Here is a 19,484-nt window from a genome sequence, read left to right as displayed (position 1 = left end):
CTACTCCGCCGCTTCGCGGGCGCCACCACCCATTAGAGCATGAATGCCGGCCACCACTTCATCGACGCCGGCTAGTGCTGCTTGCTCCAAAACCTTGGAAACCACCGGCGCGGACTGAGTGCCGCTGACGCGAAGTATCTGGTGGTCGAGCCAATCAAACAGGCGCTCCTGGCCCTCCTGCACGATGCCCGCACCGAGTGATGGGCCGCGCGACGTTTGTTCCGCCACCAGCAGGCGGTTGGTGCGCTGCACGCTGGCGCCGATGGTTTGCCAGTCCAAGCTCACTGCATCCAACGTGCGTGGATCGATTACCTCGGCGTCGATGCCGCTTTTCTCCACCGCCTCAATGCAAATCGGCACCATGTTGCCGCAGGCAACAATGGTGCAGGCCGTGCCGGGGCGGACGATCCGCGCGCTACCGAAGGGAATGCAGAAGTCGAGATCGTCTGCGGGCACCGGTCCTTCGCTCTGAAACAGGGTCTGGGTTTCGACCACCACCACCGGGTCGTCGCACAGCACTGCGGAATTAAATAGGCCGATATAGTCGAACGGCGTTGTTGGCACGATCACCCGCCAACCCGGCCACAAAGCGAACAACCCGCTTGGGTCCATGGAATGCTGCGAGCCGTAGCCATGCCCACCGGCGGCGCGGATGCGCACGATCAGGGGCACTGTCGACGTTCCGCCGAACATATGCCGCACTTTGGCGATCTGGTTGAACAATTGATCCGCCGCAACCAGACAGAAATCGGCATACATTATTTCGATGATCGGGCGCAGACCATTGATGGCGGCGCCGAGACCCATGCCGGTGAAGCCGTTTTCGGCGATTGGCGTGCCGATCAGGCGGTCGGGGAATTTCTCGGAGATGCCTTTGGTCGCGCCGACGGTGCCGCCGCCGAGACGATGCACATCTTCGCCGAGAACAATTACGCGTTCGTCGCGCTCCATGGCCCGCATCTGGACCGCGGCCATGGCCTCGACATATTTCATCGTCTTGGTTTTTGCCGGGTCGATATCTTCGATTTCTATCATGCGCTGGCCGGCAAGTTCGCTGAGGTCGCCGCGGATGCCGTTATCCACCGTGCCCGGGTCCGGCCAAAGTGCCGGAATGATGCGTAGCTGGTTGGATTTGGGCTCGGTTTCCGTTAGTGCCGCTGACGCAGACGCGACGCTTTCTCCCGCTTTGCGGTCAATTTCCGCAAGCGACTTCTGCGTTACCACGCCGAGCTTCAACAGTTTTTTCGGTAGGGTGATGTAGGGATCGCGCTTGCGCCAGGCTGCCTCTTCTGATTTCTCGCGGTAGCCGAATGCGCTGCCAGGTATCGGGCCATTTTGGTGGAAGTAGCGATAGGTCTGACATTCGATCAGCACTGGACCCTTCTTTTCGCGGATTTGCTTGAGCGCCCATTCCATCGCCTTGCGCATGGCCATAACGTCCATGCCGTCCACTTCCAAAGACGGTACGGCAAGTCCCTGACCGCGCGCCGAGAGGCGGGCCTCTCGCGTCGCCTCGCTAACATGTGTGGAGACGCCATAAAGATTGTTCTCGACGATAAAGACCATTGGCAGATCATAGATCGCGGCCAAATTCATGGACTCATAGGCGGCGCCATTCTGCATCGCGCCGTCGCCGAAGAAGGTCACCGTGATGTTGCCGGTGGCGAGTATTTTGTCGGCCAGCGCGTAGCCTGTCGCCTGGGGCGGATTGCCGCCGACAATGGCGTTGGTGCCAAGTACGCCAGCCTCGTCGCGGCGCATATGCATCGAGCCGCCGCGCCCGCCGCAGTAACCGGGCGTGAGACCCATAATCTCCGCCATTGAGCGATACACCGTATCCTGCATGGCGGCTGGAAATTCGGTGCTGCGCGGATCATAGCCAGCCGGCATTTCATGATAGAGAAAGCGCGAAAGAAATTGGTGGTGGGCGCGGTGGGTGCCGTTGATCTTGTCACCGGCTCCGAGCGTGGAAATGGCGGCGATCGCGCCGCCTTCCTGACCGATGCTGGCATGGGCCGGGCCATGCACGCAGCCGGCCTGCCACAATTCCAGTATGCGTTCCTCAAATTTTCGCACCACAATGAGCTGCTCGAGAATTTGCGCTAAAACCACCGGATCTTCTTTTTTCCAGTCGGCATCGGTGGCCTCAACGCGAAACCAGGGGGTGTTTGTCTTGAGCGGCACAAGCTTTGGCACGTTTTTGTCTCCACTGAACTTTCATTATCGGCGCGTATCCGCGCACGAAACTATTATTGCCGTCTGGCGTGTGATCACATCACGGGCTACAAGTTATAGCAGATCGTCCGGCGTGTCTGTAGGCGGAAGCAACCGCCGCATCGCTGGTGGGGAGAGAATAGCGCGTGATCTACGACGAGCCCAAATTTCTGCCCGGCGGCGACCGATATATCGAAATGGAGCTTGGAGACGAGCTGAATTTCGACCTTAACTTTCTCGTTCACTCGCTCTCGGCGAAAGTGCGCGAAGCGGAGATACCCGGGCTGATAGAGCTACTTCCGAACATGGCATCCATCGTTCTCAGCTACGACCCGGATGGGATCTCCTTCGGCGATTTGAAACGCGAAATTCTCTCGCATTATTATGCCATGGAGTCGCTTGAAAATATCGAGCTGTTGAGCCCGATCTACTACATTCCCGTGCTTTATTGCGACCATGTTACGCGCGCCTGTTGGGAGGATTACTGCGCCAAGATCGGCGACAAGGAATATGATCCCGACCTCATGGTACGGCTCAATGATCTCGACGGTTATGCCCAGCTTGCCCGCATCCATTCCGGCACCGAATATTGGGTGTCGGCGCTCGGTTTCTATCCTGGCTTGGCGTCGTTGATTGCGCTCGATCCGCGCTGCCGGATGACCGCGCCAAAGTACAATCCGCCGCGCACCTGGACGCCGAAGGGCACAATCGGGTATGGCGGCTCGGTGACATGCGTTTATCCCGCCAATACGCCGGGGGGATATCAAATTATTGGCCACACACCGGTTCCGGTTTGCGATATCGCCCAGCGCCTGCCCGCGTTCAAGGACGATCTGGCTCTCCTGCGCCCAGGTGACCGGGTGCGCTTCTTGCCCATCGAACGCGCCGAATATGATTACGTCGAGAGCCGGGTCGAAGAGGGCACCTATGTCCACAATGTCGCGGGCTACGCCAAGTTCTCCATCCGTGAATATCATCACTGGCTTGAAACGCTCGATATGACGGAACGGTTTTAATCATGGCGGTTGTGATCGCAGTGGAGAAAGCTGGTCTGGAAACATCCGTGCAGGATTTCCCCGGCCGCCGCGGCTTTTGGGAGCAAGGGTTTCCGCCTTCTGGCCCGTTCGATATGTGGTCCTTTCGCCTCGCCAATATATTGGTCGGCAATGAACCCGCCGCCGCCGGATTGGAGTGTCAATTTATGGGTCCGACATTGGTTTTTAGCGGCACTTGTGTGATTGCTCTATGCGGTGCTCAAATGAACGCCACGATCGACGGCACCGCCATTCCCATGTGGGAAAGCCTGACTGTGACGGCCGGTCAGAAATTGGCTTGCGGTTTTGCCAGCAAAGGCGCGCGCGCCTATCTCGCGATTTCGGGCGGCATAGAGGTTCCATCGGTGCTTGGTGCGCGCGCAACGTTCCACATGGCTGGTGTCGGTGGCGTCGACGGCCACGCCCTGAAGGTCGGTCAAATCTTGCACGCGAATGGCGGGGAGGGCGTTCCAGGAAGGCGCGTGAAAGAGGCGTGCCGCCCAGCTATTGCCAACGGCAAAGAGTGGCAAATCGAAGTGGTGCAGGGGCCGAATGACGATTGGATCACAGCGGAGGGGATCGACCGGTTCCTCACTAGCGAATGGAAGCTTCAGGCGCGCAGCAACCGCACCGGCTACCGCTTGGAGGGGCCGGATTGGCTGTTCGCCGAAAAGGCTAGCACCAAGGGGCCGGAACATGGCGAGCACCCATCGAACATTCTCGATCACGGTTATCCGGTGGGCTCGGTCAATCTTTGCGGCCAGACGCCGATTATCCTGGTCAATGACGCGCCGAGCGCTGGGGGCTTTATTAATCCGTTCACCGTCCCTTCGGCGGCGTTCTGGAAGCTGGCCCAGTCCAAGCCCAACGATATCTACCGGTTCCACCGGATCTCGGTGGAAGAGGCGCAAGATGCGCGCCGCGCCATCGATAAACTCTGTACCGAGGAGAGCATCGCATGAAGTTTGACGAGGCTAAATTTCTGCCAGGCGGCGATCAATTCATCTTGGTACAGTTCGGCGACGATGGCAGCATCGATCTCAATTTTCTCGCGCTCGGCCTGACGGCGGCGCTCAAGCAGGATCAAACGCGGGGGGTGATTGATACCAACCCGTCCTATAATTCTCTCGTTGTTGAATATGATTCGGACGAAATCTCTTACGCGGATTTGCAAACGGAACTGGAACGTCTGATTGGTGGCTTGGGCTCGGTCGAGGAGCTTGAGCTTGAGAGCCGTCTCGCCTATCTGCCGGCGATGTATCTCGACCCTTGGAGCCGGCAATGCGTTGAGGATTACAGCGAGAAGATATCCCCGCGCGAATATGATCCCGATTACGTCGCCCGTATCAACGGCCTTGATGACGCCAAGCAGTTGGCGCGTGTCCATTCCGGCACCGAGCATTGGGTGGTCGCGGTGTGTTCGACGCCGGGCCTGCCGTTGTTGCGCGCGCTCGATCCGAGATGCGCTATCACCTCGCCCAAATATAATCCGCCGCGCACCTGGACGACGCTTGGCGCGATCGGCGTCGGCGGGCTCTCGACCTCAGTCTACACCACGCCCGGGCCGGGTGGTTACAATTTGATCGGCCGCGTGCCGGTACCGCTATGGGACCCGCGCCAACGTCACCCGATTTTCAAGGACCGCGTCGTGCTGCTCGACGCCGCCGACCGGGTGAAATTCATGCCCATCGGCGCAGAAGAGTTCGAATATATCGAGGCCCGGGTGGCGGATGGCAGTTATGAGTTCAACATCACCGCCTATCAGCGCTTCTCGGTCGGTGCCTACAAGAAGTGGGTGGCGTCGCTCAACCCAGACGGAAAATTTTAGACAAGGACGCAACAATCATGACCGAACGCATTGGGTTTATCGGCCTCGGCGCCATGGGTAAAGGCATGGCGAGCAACCTTCAAAACAAGGGCTTCCAACTAAGCGTGTTCGATGTCTCGCCGACGCCGGTCAGCGTGCTCGTCCAATTGGGCGCGACCGAAACCGCCTCGATCGCCGAGTTGACCGCGGCCAGCGATATCGTCGTCACCATGCTGCCAGGCTCGCCGGAAGTAGAAGCCGTTGTGCTCGGCGAGGGCGGGGTGCTCGCCCATGGCCGGGAAGGCATGCTTCTTCTCGACATGAGCACTGTCGATCCGCTAACGACCGACGCCCTTGCGGCGAAACTCGACAAGTCCGGTATGGCGATGGTGGATGCGCCGGTTGGCCGCCTCGCCCAACACGCCAATGCTGGAGAAAGCCTCTTTATGGTCGGCGCGTCGGACGCAGATTTAGTCCGCGTGCGTCCACTTCTCGAAGCCATGGGCACCACCATCCACCATTGCGGCGCGGTCGGCAGCGGCATGCGCACGAAGCTGGTGAACAATTATCTCGCCATCGTCTCGTGCCAGATGAATGCTGAAGTGCTGACGCTTTCCGCCCGCTTCGGCCTAGATTTGCAAACCACGCTCGATGTCATTCATGGTACGACGGCGACCAACGGCCAGCTCAAAATCAACTACGCCACGAAGGTACTGACTGGCGATATCGAGCCCGGCTTCGCGATCGATCTTGCGCATAAAGATTTATCTCTGATCTTAAATGCCGCCAATCAAGTCAAGGTGCCGTTGCCGATCGCCGCGGCGGCGCGCGAAAGCGTCAGCCTGGCGCGCAGCACGAAGTTTCATGACAAGGATTTCTCCGCCCTCTTGGATCATTGGTGCGAGCGCGCCGGTGTGAAGGCGCCGCGCTTATGATCGAAGTATTGAAAGCTGGACTCGAAACCTGCGTGCAGGATTTTCCCGGCCGCAAGGGCGCGTTCGGCATGGGTTTCCCGCCGTCCGGGCCGATCGATCATTGGTCTTTCCGCCTCGCCAATATCCTGGTTGGCAATGCACCGGGCGCGGCGGCGCTCGAATGCCAGTTCATCGGCCCATCGCTGAGATTCGGGGCTGCCACCGTAATCGCCATTTGCGGCGCCGACATGGTGGCTAAGCTCGATGGCGCGCCCGTGCCGCTTTGGCAAAGCATCGCCGTTGCTGCTGGGCAGGTGCTTGTATTGGGCTCAGCGATAAACGGCGCACGCGCCTATATCGCAATTGCCGGCGCGATCGATACGCCGCCGTTTCTTGGCTCACGCGCGACATTCGTGCTCGGCGATTGCGGCGGCCTGAATGGCGCGGCGCTGCAAGTCGGCGGCGAGATTCCGATCGGAGCCGGGGAAGGCGTACCGGACCGGAAGGTCAAGAATTCTAGCCGCCCGGCGATATCCGCGAACGGGCGCTGGCAGATAGAAGTTTGCGCCGGACCCAATGATGATTGGATCGATGCCGCCGGGCAGAAGCGCTTTTTGACAAGCGATTGGAAGCTCTCGCCAAAAAGCAACCGTGTCGGCTTTCGCCTCGAAGGACCGGAATGGACGTTCACCGACAAGGCGACCAATAAGGCGCCCGAGAACGGTTCCGACCCGTCCAACACCATCGATCACGGCTATCCCATCGGCGCGATTAATCTCTGCGGCCAGACGCCGATCATTCTGCTGCACGATACCTTGACGCTGGGCGGCTTTATCAACCCCTTCACCGTGCCTTCCGCCGCGTTCTGGAAGCTCGGCCAATCGCGCCCCAACGAGCATTATGCGTTCGAGCTCATCTCGGTGGAAGAAGCGCAGGCCCGCAAGCGCGCCATCAATGCGCTGTGTGGCGAAGACAGCATCGTAAAGGCATAAGTCGCTCCCATGCGCATTGTCGAAATACGCGAGAAGAGCGTTCCCATGGGTGCTGCCATGCGCAACGCCGTTATCGATTTCAGCAAGATGACGGTGAGCGCGGTGGCCGTGGTCACCGACGTAATTCGCGATGGCAAACCGATCATCGGTTTCGGCTTCAATTCGAATGGCCGCTACGCGCAAGGAGAAGTGATCCGCGCCCGCCTGGCACCACGTATCCTCGACCTGACGCCGGAACAGCAGCAAAACCAAGCCGGCGATAATCTCGACCCCAAAGCTCTCCGCGCCGCCATGATGCAAAACGAAAAGCCCGGCGGCCACGGCGAGCGTGCCGTTGCCGTGGCTGCAATAGAGATCGCGCTGTGGGACGCCGCCGCCAAGGTAGCCGGTGTGCCACTTTGGCGTTTGCTCGGCGGCGAAGCGGCGGAAAACCGAGTTTTCGTCTACGCGGCGGGCGGCTATTACGATGAAGAAAAAGGCATCCCGGGCCTGCTGGCAGAGGTCCGCGGGTACTTGGACACGGGCTATGGCTGGGTGAAAATCAAGATCGGTGGCGCGCCGCTCGACGACGACATCAGGCGCATCGAGGCCGTGCTGGAGCTATTGGGCGGCGATGGCGGGCGCTTGGCGGTGGACGCCAACGGCCGCTTCGATATCGAGACCGCGCTCAAATATGGCGCGGCCATGGCGCCCTATGGTCTGCGCTGGTTTGAAGAGCCTGGCGATCCCCTCGATTATGCTCTCAATGCCGAAATCGTGCGGTGCTACCCACATGCCGTCGCCACCGGGGAGAATCTACTTTCCCTGCAAGACGCCACCAACCTCATCCGCCATGGCGGCCTGCGCCGGAGCGTCGACTATCTGCAATTCGATCCTGCCCTGGCCTACGGCGTCTTAGAGACCATCGCCATTGTCGATATGATGCAGGAGCTGGGCTGGTCGCCTCGCCGCTTCATCCCACACGGCGGCAACCTCCTCGCCTTAGCTTTGACAGGCGCGCTCAATCTCGGCGGCTGCGAATCCTACCCCGGCGTCTTCCAACCCTTCGGCGGCTTCGCCGACGACACCCCAATAGAAGACGGCTACGTCATGCTGCCCGATGCCCCAGGCATCGGCTTCGAACGCAAGGCGGCGCTTTATGATGTGCTCAAGCGGTTGTTGGATTAAGCGGCGGACGGTTTCACTCGACCCGGATCGTATCTCCCTGGCGCATATCTCCGCCCTTCAACACAAAGCCGTAGACGCCAACACAAGGCAGCACTTCGTTGTCGAGGACGGGGACCGGCAGGCTGTTATGTTCGACGATGGTGGAGACGATTTTCATGTCCTTTTCGATGCCACCATGCTGTGCCTGGGTCGGGATCAGACACCTGGGTGTGGGGTCGGTGATGTGCAGACGCACGTCTTTGCCGATGGCGACGGTGCGCCCGACCCAGTCATTCTCAACGAAGCCGTGCCGGCCTTCCGCCGCCTCGATAATTAGGTTGGGGCGGAAGCGCTTGGCATCGAAAGCGATGCCGGGGCTAAGCTCGGATAGGCGGGCGAGGGTTGCGGTGGTCAGCAGGTGGATTGCGGCATAGTCGGAAAAGCGGCCCGCCATCATGATTTCGCCGATATCGAGAATGGTTTCCTCGGCTTCGAGGGGGTCCATACGTTCGAGGCTGACGGTCTCGGGGCGCACCGTCGTCAGCGCGACCGGCCGCCCAACGGTCTCGGACAGGCGGGCGTCTATATCGCCCCCGCCGCTGATCACGCTTTCCCCGCCCGGCCAGTTAATCTGCACCGGTGGCAACGGCGCGCCTGCGCTCGGCGGCGCGCTGTAGGCGGAGCTGAGGGTCAGCAGGCTGCCCCATTTTTTCGGCATTTTGGCGCTGCCGACCTTGCCATTCGCCTGGTCGATCACGGCATAGCCGCGATCGCCTAAGAGCCCGCCTTCGGTAACGAGGGCCTCGCCCAATTCTTCGCCGCCCATCGACTTCACGGCATAGCGCCAGATGTTCTGGATGGTTCCGACGGCGTTCGATTGGCTCGTCATGTGCCGTCTCCTCGTTGTGCGCCATCGTCAGTTAGGTCTCAGATTGCGTGCCACGTCCTGAGGCCGGGTTGGCAGGGCTGGAATGCATCCAGCTGGAAGCCGTATTCTAACAGCCGGCTGCGGCTGAAACGCAGCGAAATAACGTTGCAGGAGTAATTGTTCCGTTGCGCCCCGCGCGCCATTATGGAGGCTGCAATATTCGACCGAAATTAGGCGCCTTATGGAAAAATCGAAAAGCAAACGCTATGTCGTTGCCACCGACGTCGGCGGCACATGCACCGATACCATCGTCTTTGCGCCGGGAGAGCCGCTTTATCTCGGCAAAGCTCTCTCAACGCCGCCCAATTTTGCTGAAGGCGTGATGAATTCTATTCGCTCCGCCGCCGATACCATGGGCCTCTCTTTCGCCGAATTGTTCGCCGCCACGTCGCTGTTCGTGCATGGCTCAACTGTTGTCGACAATACGCTGCTCACCCGCGATGGCGCGCTTACCGGCTTGCTCACCACCGAGGGATTCGAGGATACGCTCCTGATCACGCGCGGCGCCTATGGCCGCTGGGGCGGGCTCAGCGAAGACGGCATCAAGCATCCGGTGGCGACCGAGCGTGCCGAACCGCTTGTGCCGGGTGATCGTATTTGCGGCCTGCCCGAGCGGGTCGATTACAAAGGCGCGGTGCTGCGCGCCCTCGACCTGGAAGCCACTGAAAAAGCGGTGCGCCATCTAGTTGAAGAGAAAGGCGTCGAAGCGCTCGCCGTCTGCTTTCTCTGGTCGTTTTACAACGCTGAACATGAGCACGCCGTGCGCGAGGTGATTCAGCGCGTGGCGCCTTCGATATATGTGTCGCTGTCGAGCGACATCGCGCCAGTGCCAGGCGAATATGAGCGAACTTCGACCACTGTAATCAACGCCTATGCCGGCAACATCGCGTCCCTGTATCTCAACAATCTACAGGACCTGCTCACAGCCGAGGGCTATGACGGGCCGCTGCTGGTGATGCAGGGCTATGGCGGGCTATTGCCGGCCAAGGAGGCCGCAGGACGAGCCGTCGGAATGATTGAGTGTGGCCCGGCGGCGGGTGTTATCGGCAGCCGATATCTTGGCCATTTGATGGGCGACGATGATGTCATCGCCGCCGATATGGGCGGCACCACGTTCAAGGTCGGAGTCATTCAGGGCGGCGAGTTCGATTACGCGCGCGAGCCGATGGTCGACCGATTTCACTATGTCGCTCCGAAAATCGAAGTGGTGTCTATCGGCGCTGGTGGCGGCAGTATCGTGTCGCTCGACCCGCGCACCAATGTGCCGAGCGTCGGTCCGCGCAGTGCTGGCGCCCGGCCGGGACCGATCTGCTACGGCCAGGGTGGTGAAGAGCCAACACTAACCGACGTCATGATCCTCGTTGGTTACATGGATCCAGAAAATTTCCTCGGCGGCGCGATAACCCTCGACCTGGAGCGCACGCGCACTATTTTTAAGGAGAAGATCGCCGATCCGCTTGGCCTCGGTGTGGAAGAAGCGGCGATTGGGATATTCCGAATTGCAGCGGCGCAAATCTCCGACCTTATTCATGAAATTACGGTCGAGCGCGGCCTCGATCCGCGCGATTTCGTACTTCATGCTTTTGGCGGAAGCTGTCCGATCGTCTGCGGCATCTTCGGCGCGGAATTGAATGTTAAACGAATTGTCGTTCCGTACACCGCGTCGGTGAACTGCGCATTCGGCTTGGTTTCAGCGGATATTGTTCATGAGTACAGTGTCACCAAGACCCTGCCAGTGCCAAGTCCTGCCGAAGATATCAACGCCATCTATGAATCCATGATCGGCGACGCAAAAGCTCAGCTGGCCAAGGAAGGTTTCGCCGATTCTGGTACCGCCTTCGAATGGTCGATCGATCTTCGCTATGGCCGCCAAGTACATGAGGTGACGACTCCGGTACGTGGCAAAACGCCTCTGGACGAAGACGCTCTGGCCGCCCTGGTCGATGATTTCGAGGCACTGTACGAACGCAAATTTGGCAAGGGCTCAGCCTACCGTGCGGCGGGCATGGAAATGACCATGTTCCGGCTCACCGCGCGTGGCCTGATGAAACGCCCAGAAATCGAGAAAATGGCGCTCGGCGGCAAAGATGCTAGCGCTGCTATAACCGGGCGTCGACCGATCTTCGTTGATGCTGCGGGCGCTCTGGTCGAATCCGATATTTACGATTTTGAGCGCCTTACGCCCGGCAACGAAATTACCGGCCCGGCGGTCATTCACACGCCGATCACCACCATTGTCCTGCAGGACAAACAGACCGGTTATCTTGACGAATACCGCAACATGGTCATTCATTTCATCTGAGGCAACGCCATGGACCCGATCACATTTTCAATTATTCGCCACCGGCTTTACCGCGTCATCGACGAAGCGGTAATAACGCTCAAGCATGTCTCAGGAAGTGCCATCACTAATGAGGGCCACGACCTCATGGTGTCGCTCTATCGTGCGGATGGTTCTCTGCTGATGGGCGGGGTCGGTTTCCTGCATCATCTGACCAGCGCCGCGGAAGCCTGTAAGACGATCATCCGGCGCTTTGACGGGCGCATCAACCCAGGTGATGTGTTCCTTACCAACTGCCCGTATACGGCAGCGCTGCATACCTCCGATGTTTACCTCGTATCGCCGATTCACTATGAGGGCAAGTTGGTAGCGTGGAGCGCGTGCTTCGTCCATGTCTATGATATCGGCGCTATGGTGCCGGGCGGGTTCAGTCCAGATTCGCGCGATATCTTCACCGAGGGTTTCTCCTCGCCCGGACTCAAACTTGTGGACCGCGGCGAAATGAATACCGACATCATGGATACCATTTTAAACATGGTGCGGGCGCCCGAGATGGTGGCGCTCGATCTGTCCTCGATGATCGCGGCCAACAATGTGGCGCGCGAACGCATGGTGGCGCTGGTCGATAAATACGGCGCCAAACCGGTCGATCAAGCGTGCCAAATGCTGGTCGACCAATCGGAGCAAAGCTTCCGCGAGCGGTTGCGCGAATTGCCCGATGGGCGTTGGGAATCACGTCAATATTTCGATATCGAAGAAGAGACCTATCATGTTCTTCTCGCCATGACCAAAAAAGGCGATACGCTCAATTTCGATTTCACCGGCTCGAGTGCGCAATCGAAATACGGCATCAATTGCGCTTACTGGGCCGCCTGGGGCGGGTTCTTCGCGCCGCTCTTCCCGCTGCTTTGTTACGACATTACCTGGAATGACGGAGTGCTGCGCCCGATTTCGATGATCGCGCCGGAAGGCTCGATTGTGAATTGCACGCGCCCGGCGCCGATCTCGCTCGCCACTGTTGGCGCCATACAATCGGTCAATAACGCCGCCTGCATTTGCATCTCTAAAATGCTCTCCGCGAGCGAAAAATATGCCAAAGAAGCGACCGCGGTCTGGCACGGTAGCCATTTTGCGATTTTCATGTTCGGGCAGAATCAAAAAGGCCAAGAAGCTATCGGCATCATGACCGAGACGTTCGGCGGCGCCGGTGGCGGGCGCAGCTTCGCCGACGGCGTCGATGTTGGCGGGGAAATACCCAACCCCATTGGCCGCATGGCCAATGTGGAAACCACCGAAAGCCATTTCCCTGTGCGCTACTTGTTCCGCCGCGCCACCATCGATTCCGGCGGCCCAGGAAAATACCGCGGCGGCACCGGGCTTGAATATGCCGTCCAACAGCATGATTCACCCGATGGCGGCATCAATTACGTGGTCTCCGGCAAAGGCACCAAATTTTCCATGAGCGATGGGTTGGGCGGCGGTTTTCCTGGCGCGCCGTGCAACTTCCGCTGGGTGCACAACAATGAGGCGGCCGAAGCGGGCAAGAACGTCAATCCATTCGCCATGTCGCCGCAGCAAATGACCGGCGAGCAACAGTCGATTTCGTGGGGTGTGTTTCCGTTGATGGATCAGGACGTGCTCTATGTCCGATCCGACGGTGGCGGCGGTTACGGTGATCCGTTGGCGCGCGAGCCGGAAAAGATTGCCCGCGATGTGCGTGAAGGCAATGTAAGCGAAGGCGTGGGGCGCGATGTATATGGGGTCGTGCTCAACGCTGAAGGCGGCGTGGACGCAGCGGCGAGCGCTTCGGCACGTCAAGCCATTCGCGTCGGCCGCCTGAGCCAGGAAGCAGCAGAATGAGCACACGCATTTCGGCTTCCCTGGTGGTGAACGAAAAGGCTGAAATCGCCTGCATGGCATGCGGACACGCGCTTGGGCCGTCGGGCGAACCCTGGAAAGAAGCGGCGCGCCTCAGTGAAACCACCTTAAAAGGCGCTGGCGGTGAGCCCTATTCGAACGCCGCCAACGTGCTGCTGCGGCGATTCTACTGCCCCGGTTGTGCGGCACTCCTGGATAGCGAAACGGCGCTGGCGGGAGATCCGTTTCTCAACGACGTCGTACATATATAGGGGCGGCCATGCATGATATCGAAATCCGCCCGGAAATTATTGCGCGTGTCATGGCCCGGCGCGGGCGACTGCATCTATTCGAGAAATTGACGCCGGCGAAAACGGCGCTTGTCGTCATTGACATGCAGAACACGTTTCTCCGTCCTGGTGCGCCGGTCGAAGTACCGAAGGGCCGCGAGATCGTCGCCAACATCAATCGCCTAAGCGCGCGCTTGCGGGCAATCGGCGTGCCCGTGATTTGGGTGACGCACGCCAACGGCAGCACAGATGACAAAAGTGACTGGCCGGGATTTTTCGACTATTTCGTCGCCGCCGAGGTGCGGCAGAAAACCATCGACGGGTTGGCGCCTGGCGCAGAGGGGCAAAAAATATGGCCCGATCTTGATGTTTCGCCCGAAGACGCCCAAATTTTCAAGAACCGTTACAGCGCGCTGATAGCGGGATCGTCTTCGCTCGAAAGCCTGCTGCGCCGCGACGATATCGACACGCTGCTGATTGCTGGCACCAAGACCAATGTGTGCTGCGAATCAACGGCGCGCGACGCCATGATGCTCGATTTCAATACCGTAATGCTGTCGGATTGTTGCGCCGCGCTATCGGACGAGGAGCACCGCGCCACGTTAGAAATCATCATTCAGCAATTCGGCGATGTGATGACGCTGGACGAAGCGCTCGCGGCGCTTGAGAAATAGCCTGGCGGCGAAAGCGGAAGCAATGGCCGGTTGGCCCAGAAACGACCTCACTGATCTCCTCGGAATCGAGCATCCAATTATTCAGGCGCCGATGGCGAGTGCGGCCACACCGGCGCTAGCTGCCGCGGTGAGCAATGCCGGCGGACTTGGCTCGCTCGGCTGCGCGGCATTTACTCCGGAGCAGTTCCGCGATCAGGTCGGCGCGGTACGGGCCAATACCAACCGCCCCTTCAACGTAAATTTTTTCGTGCATGATGAACCGCTTCATGACGCCGACGCGGAGAGCGCGATGCGTGCCCACCTCGCGCCCTATTATGCTGAAATGGCGCTAGGAGAGACGCCGGCGGCGCGGTCAATTTATCCGATATTCGGCACCGAGATGCTCGACGCCGTCACAGCGCTCAAGCCGGCGATTGTCAGCTTCCATTTTGGCCTGCCCGAGCCCGCCATAATCGAAACCTTGAAAGCGGCAGGCGCGGTCATTCTCGGTTCCGCGACAACGGTGCGCGAGGCCGTGGCGTTGCAAAATGGCGGCGCCGACGCTGTCATCGCGCAAGGGTTTGAGGCCGGCGGGCATCGCGGCACGTTTCTAGGCGACGTCGAATCCGGCACCGTCGGCACCTTCGCGTTGGTGCCGCAAGTTGTCGATGCGGTAAGCCTGCCGGTGATCGCCGCCGGCGCTGTCGCCGATGGGCGCGGCATTGCGGCGGCGTTTGCGCTCGGCGCCAGCGGGGTTCAAATAGGCACCGCTTTTCTCGCCTGCCCGGAAACCGACATGCATCCCGTGCACCGCGAATTGCTGCTGCATGCGCCTGGTGAGACAACCCAGGTGACGCGTATGATTTCCGGCCGCCCGGCCCGAGCGATCATCAACCGCTACATTGCCGAGATGAACGAAAGCGGAGCCGAGCCCTTGGCGTTCCCGCTGCAATACAGCTTGTCCGGCCCGCTAAATGCGGCCAGCCGCAAACGCGATGAGAGCGATCTCATGGTGATGTGGGCGGGGCAGGGCGCGGCACTTGCGCGGCCCATGCCGGCGGGCGAACTGCTGGCTAAGCTCGCCGCAGATGCCCAGGCGGTGATCGCCGCAATGTGACTCCTGCCCGGGTAAATTAGTTCATATAGGTGCCGCCATTGACGTTGAGGGTGGTGCCGACGCAAAAAGCGGCATCGTCTGAGGCGAGGAAAAGCGCCGCGGCGGCGATTTCTTCGGTCTTGCCGAGACGCCCGATGGGCATCAGGTCATTAACCAATTTGGCGATCACCTCTGGCTCGATGCCGGCCAGCATGGAGGTGTCGGTCGGGCCCGGCGATAGCGTGTTGACGCAAATGCCGTCGCAGATGGCTTCAAGCGCAAGGCATTTGCTGAACGCGATGACCGCCGCCTTGGAAGCGGCATAATGGCTGAGACCGGGATTGCCGCGATGCGCGACCTCGGACGCAAAATTGACGATACGGCCCCATTTGCGCTGGCGCATGGCGGGCATCACAGCGCGGCAACATAGGAATGTGCCGCGTAGATTGATGCGCAGCATTTGGTCCCAGTCCGCCACGGCCATTTCCTCGACCGACGAAGCGCCGGCGATGGCGGCGGTGTTGATCAATATGTCGATCGCTCCCACCGCCTTCGCAGCGGCGGCGAAGGCGTTTTCAACCGAAGTCTCGTCGCCGACATCGACAGCCGCGCCATAATGGCCCGAGCCAGGGCCATTCAGGGCCGCAGCGGTTTGCGCCGCGCCGTCTCCATTAAGGTCTAGCAGCGCCAGCGTGGCGCCCTCAGCTGCGAAGCGACGTGCAATAGAAGCGCCGATGCCACCCGCGCCGCCGGTGATCGCCGCTTTCTTGCCAGAAAGTCTTGCCATATTTTTCGCTCCGTCTGATGTGAAATGCCGTGCCCAGGCTATTGTTCGCGACCCGCCATGGAAAGAGGTGATTACGCGCGCCTGGACGCTATCCATTATCGCGGTGTTGGTGGTATAACAGGTACACCATGGAAAGAGAGATAATCACGCGGCGACGACTTTCAGATGAGGTAATGGATCGCCTAGAAGGTCTTATTCACTCGGGCGAATTCGGCCTCGGCGAAAAATTGCCGTCGGAACGCGATCTGATGGAACGCTTCGGCGTCGGCCGCCCGTCGGTGCGCGAGGCGCTGTTTTCGCTGCAGAAAATGGGCCTTGTCGCGATTAGCAGCGGCGAGCGGGCGCGAGTCACCAAACCAACGCCTGAAACCGTCCTCAATGGACTGACCGGAACCGTTCGTCACATGCTGGCGGATGCGAAGGGCGTGCGCCATCTACAAGAGGCGAGGCTATTTTTCGAGATCGGCTTAGCGCGCGATGCCGCACTGCATGCGGGGGACGAAGATATTGCCAGGTTGGAAAAGGCGCTGGCGGAAAACCGGCAAACCTTGGGCGATATGGAAGCGTTTGAGCGCACCGATGTCACCTTTCATTACGTTCTCTCTGAGATTCCGAGAAATCCTGTATTTGTCGCAATTCACGAAGCGGTGGTCGGCTGGTTGACCGAACAGCGCCACACGTCGCTGCGCAAGGCGGGCGTGGCCGAAAGCGCTTATGAATGGCACGCCAAGATCTTCCGCGCTGTCGCCGATCATGATGTCGATGCGGCAGAACAGGCCATGCGCGGCCATTTGAACGACGTGTCGCAACAGTATTGGCGCGTCAAAGGGAGCGCAGAGACAGGGTAGTGGCGACGCAATATCTGGCCGCCACAGCCGACAACCACATAACGGTAAAAAGGGAGACAAGGGGTGGCGCAAGATAGTCTAAAGGAGATGGCCCAATCGCGGCGCGGCAAGTTCGGCACGTTTTTGGTTGAGTTTAATACGCCGGGTATCGGGCAGATCATGAAGGCGGCCGGATGCGATTTCGTCCTTCTGGACATGGAGCATAGTGGCTTCAGTTTCGAATCACTCAAATCGATGCTGCGCTATATGCAGTCGGCGGAGCTTCCCACCATCGTCCGTGTGCCGTCGCGCAATTATCATCACATTGCGCGCGCTCTCGACATGGGCGCCGAAGGCCTGATGCTGCCGATGGTGAGCTCCGGTGAGGAAGCGGAGCAAATCGTCGCGCACGCCAAATATCCTTCGCAGGGCCATCGCGGCGTCGCGCTTCAGGTTGCACATGACCGCTACCAACCCGGACCGGTGTTGAAGAAACTGCGCGACGCCAACAAGCGCAGCACCATCTTCGCCCAGATCGAAACGCCCGGCGGCGTAGCAAATGCGGACGATATTGCTGCCGTCAAAGGCATCGATTGCTTGTGGATCGGACATTTTGATCTCAGCGCTTCGATGGGTATTCCAGGTCAGTTTGATCACCCAGATTTTAAGGCCGCAGTGAAGAAGGTCGGGCGCGCCTGCCAAAAGCATAAGAAATCTTTCGGCCGTCTGGTGCCGGATGTCGCAACTGGCGCCGCGCTCTTCCGCCAAGGTTTCGATTTCATCTGCTACTCGGGCGATGTGTGGATATTCCAGGCAGCCCTCAAGGACGGCATCGATCAACTACGAGCCAAAAGCAAAGGCGGGCGTTCCAAGGGGCGCTAGAGAAACCTGATCATGGCACAGGCAGAAAAAGAGATGGATGTCGTGACGATGAATATCATCGAATCGACGTTGCTCTCGATTTGCCGGGAAATGGGCATCACACTCATGAAGACGTCCTATTCGACGATCTTTAATGAATCGCTCGATTTCACCTGCGCCATTGCCGACACCGAGGGCGAGATGATCGCCGTCGCCGATTACTGTCCGGCGCAAATCGGCGGCATGCCGCTGTTGATTAAATCCTGCGTGCGCGAGATGGCCGGCGACAAGATCGAGGAAGGCGACGTGATCATGCACAACGACCCTTATCGGGGCGGATTGCATACGCCGGAACACACCTTCTTCACGCCGATCTTCGTCGATGGCGAATTTCTCGGCTACTCGGTTTCCATCGGTCATGTTGCGGAGACCGGTGGCATGGTGCCGGGTGGTTTTTGCAGTGAAGCGACGGAGATATTTCACGAGGGCCTGCGGGTGCCGCCGGTGCGCATCAAACGGTGCGGTGTGGATGTCGACGCCGTGTGGAAGATCGCACTCGCGAATGTGCGGACGCCGCGCCACAATTACGGCGATTACCGCGCCCTCATCAGCGCCTGCGAATTGGGCGCCCGGCGGGTCGGCGATTTGGTGCGGAAATACGGCACCCAGACATACCGCAAAAATTGCAGCGATTTGATGGATTACTCAGAAGCACGAATGCGGGCCGAGTTGGTGGCGCTGCCGGACGGCAAATATTCCTTTGACGACTATATGGAAGACGACGGTATCAGTGATCGTCCGTACCGGATTTCCGTCGATGTTTTCGTCCAGGGCGACGAAATCATTGTCGATTTCGGGCGCAGCGATGAGCAGGCTCAAGGCGCCATCAACGCTACGCTCGGCGTCACTTGGTCAGCGAGCTTCAATGCGCTCCTGCATTTGACGGACCCGACCATTCCGCGCAATTCGGGCTGCTTCCGCCCTATCCAGGTGCTCGCCCGGCCGGGCACGCTGGTTAATGTGGATTATCCGGCGCCCGAAGTCGGTGGCAATACGGAAACCCATCCGCGCATTGCCTATGCCGTGATCGGCGCGTTGTCGGCATGCACGCCAGAGCGCGCCTTCGCCACCGATGCGGCGACCCATTGCAATTTTCTGTTTGGCGGGCAGGACCCGCGCAACGACGAATATTATGTGTGTTACGACTTTCTCTGCGCTGGCTGGGGCGGCCGCAGTTTCGCTGACGGCCATGACACGGTGAACTGCATCAACGGCAATTGCCGCACCATTCCGGTTGAAGTTTTTGAAACGCGCTATCCCTGGCTGGTCGAGAATATGAGCCTGGCCGAGGATTCGGGTGGTCCGGGAAAATATCGCGGCGGGCTCGGCTGTACCAAAACACTGCGCTGCATCGAAGGTGAAGTCACCATCAGCCATATGGGCGATCGCCACAAAATGCGCCCGTGGGGTTTGTTGGGCGGCGATGAAGCCAACAACGCCTCGCTCTTGATCCGCCCTGTCGGGGCCGAGGATTGGCGTAATGTGTGTGAGCTTTACGGCAAGGTTTCGCCGAGCAAATTCGGCAACGTGACGTTGCACGAGGGAGACCGTATCCGGCTCACGACCTGCGGTGGCGGCGGCTACGGCGACGTGGCCGAGCGCCCGCATGAATTGATCGCCGAAGACGTGCGCGAGGGATATGTCTCAAAGCATGCGGCGGCGGCGCGCTTGTCTGACGTCAGCGCCTATGGAACAAACTAGTCGGATTGCATAAGGGAGGGTTTCTGTCTCATCGTA

Annotated in this window: 17 protein-coding genes; 14 read left to right on the top strand and 3 right to left on the bottom strand. The window is 59.6% G+C overall.

Going from position 1 to position 19,484, the window contains the following annotated elements; genetic code table 11:
- Window positions 1-2,196, bottom strand: coding sequence for a thiamine pyrophosphate-dependent enzyme (locus tag O3A94_13165; GenBank protein MDA1357201.1), 2,196 nt, complete (start codon window positions 2,194-2,196; stop codon window positions 1-3).
- 164 nt (window positions 2,197-2,360) lie between these two features.
- On the opposite strand from O3A94_13165, the gene O3A94_13160 reads away from it, so the two are divergent.
- The 6 genes from O3A94_13160 to O3A94_13135 are packed head-to-tail and all read left to right on the top strand — an operon-like array spanning window position 2,361 to window position 8,128.
- Window positions 2,361-3,230, top strand: a complete 870-nt coding sequence (locus O3A94_13160) for an allophanate hydrolase subunit 1 (GenBank protein MDA1357200.1) — start codon at window positions 2,361-2,363, stop codon at window positions 3,228-3,230.
- Window positions 3,231-3,232: 2 nt separating this feature from the next.
- Window positions 3,233-4,210: a biotin-dependent carboxyltransferase family protein gene (locus O3A94_13155; protein ID MDA1357199.1), complete on the top strand. Its 978-nt coding sequence runs from the start codon at window positions 3,233-3,235 to the stop codon at window positions 4,208-4,210.
- Window positions 4,207-5,076: a carboxyltransferase domain-containing protein gene (locus tag O3A94_13150; GenBank protein MDA1357198.1), complete on the top strand. Its 870-nt coding sequence runs from the start codon at window positions 4,207-4,209 to the stop codon at window positions 5,074-5,076. The genes O3A94_13155 and O3A94_13150 overlap by 4 nt, the downstream gene beginning before the upstream one ends.
- 17 nt (window positions 5,077-5,093) lie before the next feature.
- Window positions 5,094-5,990 carry an NAD(P)-binding domain-containing protein gene (locus O3A94_13145; GenBank protein MDA1357197.1) on the top strand — a complete coding sequence of 299 codons (897 nt, stop codon included), beginning with the start codon at window positions 5,094-5,096 and terminating at the stop codon, window positions 5,988-5,990.
- Window positions 5,987-6,961, top strand: a complete 975-nt coding sequence (locus O3A94_13140) for a biotin-dependent carboxyltransferase family protein (protein MDA1357196.1) — start codon at window positions 5,987-5,989, stop codon at window positions 6,959-6,961. Before O3A94_13145 ends, O3A94_13140 begins: the two co-directional genes overlap by 4 nt.
- A 9-nt stretch (window positions 6,962-6,970) precedes the next feature.
- The gene (locus tag O3A94_13135) at window positions 6,971-8,128 is read left to right on the top strand and encodes a mandelate racemase (protein ID MDA1357195.1); all 1,158 of its coding nucleotides are present in this window, start codon (window positions 6,971-6,973) and stop codon (window positions 8,126-8,128) included.
- A 13-nt stretch (window positions 8,129-8,141) separates the two neighbouring features.
- Here O3A94_13135 and O3A94_13130 read toward each other — a convergent pair whose 3' ends face one another.
- Window positions 8,142-8,996 (bottom strand): MOSC domain-containing protein, encoded by an 855-nt coding sequence (locus O3A94_13130; GenBank protein ID MDA1357194.1) that lies wholly within the window; start codon window positions 8,994-8,996, stop codon window positions 8,142-8,144.
- A 220-nt stretch (window positions 8,997-9,216) separates the two neighbouring features.
- Here O3A94_13130 and O3A94_13125 point away from each other — a divergent pair, with 220 nt between their 5' ends.
- Genes O3A94_13125 through O3A94_13105 form a run of 5 tightly spaced genes read left to right on the top strand, consistent with a single transcriptional unit; the run spans window position 9,217 to window position 15,233 of the window.
- Window positions 9,217-11,337: a hydantoinase/oxoprolinase family protein gene (locus tag O3A94_13125; GenBank protein ID MDA1357193.1), complete on the top strand. Its 2,121-nt coding sequence runs from the start codon at window positions 9,217-9,219 to the stop codon at window positions 11,335-11,337.
- Window positions 11,338-11,346: 9 nt separating this feature from the next.
- A complete protein-coding gene (locus O3A94_13120) occupies window positions 11,347-13,176 on the top strand; it encodes a hydantoinase B/oxoprolinase family protein (protein MDA1357192.1) in 1,830 nt (609 codons plus the stop codon).
- Window positions 13,173-13,445 (top strand): hypothetical protein, encoded by a 273-nt coding sequence (locus tag O3A94_13115; protein MDA1357191.1) that lies wholly within the window; start codon window positions 13,173-13,175, stop codon window positions 13,443-13,445. Before O3A94_13120 ends, O3A94_13115 begins: the two co-directional genes overlap by 4 nt.
- An 8-nt stretch (window positions 13,446-13,453) precedes the next feature.
- Window positions 13,454-14,137, top strand: coding sequence for a cysteine hydrolase (locus tag O3A94_13110; protein MDA1357190.1), 684 nt, complete (start codon window positions 13,454-13,456; stop codon window positions 14,135-14,137).
- Window positions 14,138-14,159: 22 nt separating this feature from the next.
- Complete coding sequence (locus O3A94_13105) at window positions 14,160-15,233, top strand: nitronate monooxygenase (GenBank protein ID MDA1357189.1); 1,074 nt, start codon at window positions 14,160-14,162, stop codon at window positions 15,231-15,233.
- 16 nt (window positions 15,234-15,249) lie between these two features.
- On the opposite strand, the gene O3A94_13100 is transcribed toward O3A94_13105, so the two are convergent.
- The gene (locus tag O3A94_13100) at window positions 15,250-15,999 is read right to left on the bottom strand and encodes an SDR family oxidoreductase (GenBank protein ID MDA1357188.1); all 750 of its coding nucleotides are present in this window, start codon (window positions 15,997-15,999) and stop codon (window positions 15,250-15,252) included.
- A 128-nt stretch (window positions 16,000-16,127) separates the two neighbouring features.
- Between O3A94_13100 and nanR the strand changes: the two genes are divergently transcribed.
- From nanR to O3A94_13085, 3 genes are all read left to right on the top strand, one after another.
- Window positions 16,128-16,847, top strand: coding sequence for a transcriptional regulator NanR (nanR, locus tag O3A94_13095; GenBank protein MDA1357187.1), 720 nt, complete (start codon window positions 16,128-16,130; stop codon window positions 16,845-16,847).
- Between the two features lie 63 nt (window positions 16,848-16,910).
- On the top strand, window positions 16,911-17,708 hold the full coding sequence (locus tag O3A94_13090; protein MDA1357186.1) for an aldolase/citrate lyase family protein: 798 nt from the start codon (window positions 16,911-16,913) through the stop codon (window positions 17,706-17,708).
- Window positions 17,709-17,720: 12 nt separating this feature from the next.
- Window positions 17,721-19,448, top strand: a complete 1,728-nt coding sequence (locus tag O3A94_13085; protein MDA1357185.1) for a hydantoinase B/oxoprolinase family protein — start codon at window positions 17,721-17,723, stop codon at window positions 19,446-19,448.
- Window positions 19,449-19,484 lie beyond the last annotated feature (36 nt).

This window comes from Pseudomonadota bacterium, assembly GCA_027624955.1.
In the GTDB taxonomy this organism is placed as follows: Bacteria; Pseudomonadota; Alphaproteobacteria; order UBA828; family UBA828; genus PTKB01.
Note: the sequence above shows the minus strand (reverse complement) of the source record. Positions and strands in the feature narration are given on the sequence as shown.

Bases quoted from the DNA above. Each gene is read 5' to 3' on its own strand.
- O3A94_13100 (MDA1357188.1), bottom strand. From the start codon at position 15,999: ATGGCAAGACTTTCTGGCAAGAAAGCGGCGATCACCGGCGGCGCGGGT.
- O3A94_13155 (MDA1357199.1), top strand. From the start codon at position 3,233: ATGGCGGTTGTGATCGCAGTGGAGAAAGCTGGTCTGGAAACATCCGTG.
- O3A94_13110 (MDA1357190.1), top strand. From the start codon at position 13,454: ATGCATGATATCGAAATCCGCCCGGAAATTATTGCGCGTGTCATGGCC.
- O3A94_13115 (MDA1357191.1), top strand. From the start codon at position 13,173: ATGAGCACACGCATTTCGGCTTCCCTGGTGGTGAACGAAAAGGCTGAA.
- O3A94_13145 (MDA1357197.1), top strand. From the start codon at position 5,094: ATGACCGAACGCATTGGGTTTATCGGCCTCGGCGCCATGGGTAAAGGC.
- O3A94_13135 (MDA1357195.1), top strand. From the start codon at position 6,971: ATGCGCATTGTCGAAATACGCGAGAAGAGCGTTCCCATGGGTGCTGCC.
- O3A94_13140 (MDA1357196.1), top strand. From the start codon at position 5,987: ATGATCGAAGTATTGAAAGCTGGACTCGAAACCTGCGTGCAGGATTTT.
- O3A94_13125 (MDA1357193.1), top strand. From the start codon at position 9,217: ATGGAAAAATCGAAAAGCAAACGCTATGTCGTTGCCACCGACGTCGGC.
- O3A94_13130 (MDA1357194.1), bottom strand. From the start codon at position 8,996: ATGACGAGCCAATCGAACGCCGTCGGAACCATCCAGAACATCTGGCGC.
- O3A94_13105 (MDA1357189.1), top strand. From the start codon at position 14,160: ATGGCCGGTTGGCCCAGAAACGACCTCACTGATCTCCTCGGAATCGAG.
- O3A94_13120 (MDA1357192.1), top strand. From the start codon at position 11,347: ATGGACCCGATCACATTTTCAATTATTCGCCACCGGCTTTACCGCGTC.
- O3A94_13150 (MDA1357198.1), top strand. From the start codon at position 4,207: ATGAAGTTTGACGAGGCTAAATTTCTGCCAGGCGGCGATCAATTCATC.
- nanR (MDA1357187.1), top strand. From the start codon at position 16,128: ATGGAAAGAGAGATAATCACGCGGCGACGACTTTCAGATGAGGTAATG.
- O3A94_13085 (MDA1357185.1), top strand. From the start codon at position 17,721: ATGGCACAGGCAGAAAAAGAGATGGATGTCGTGACGATGAATATCATC.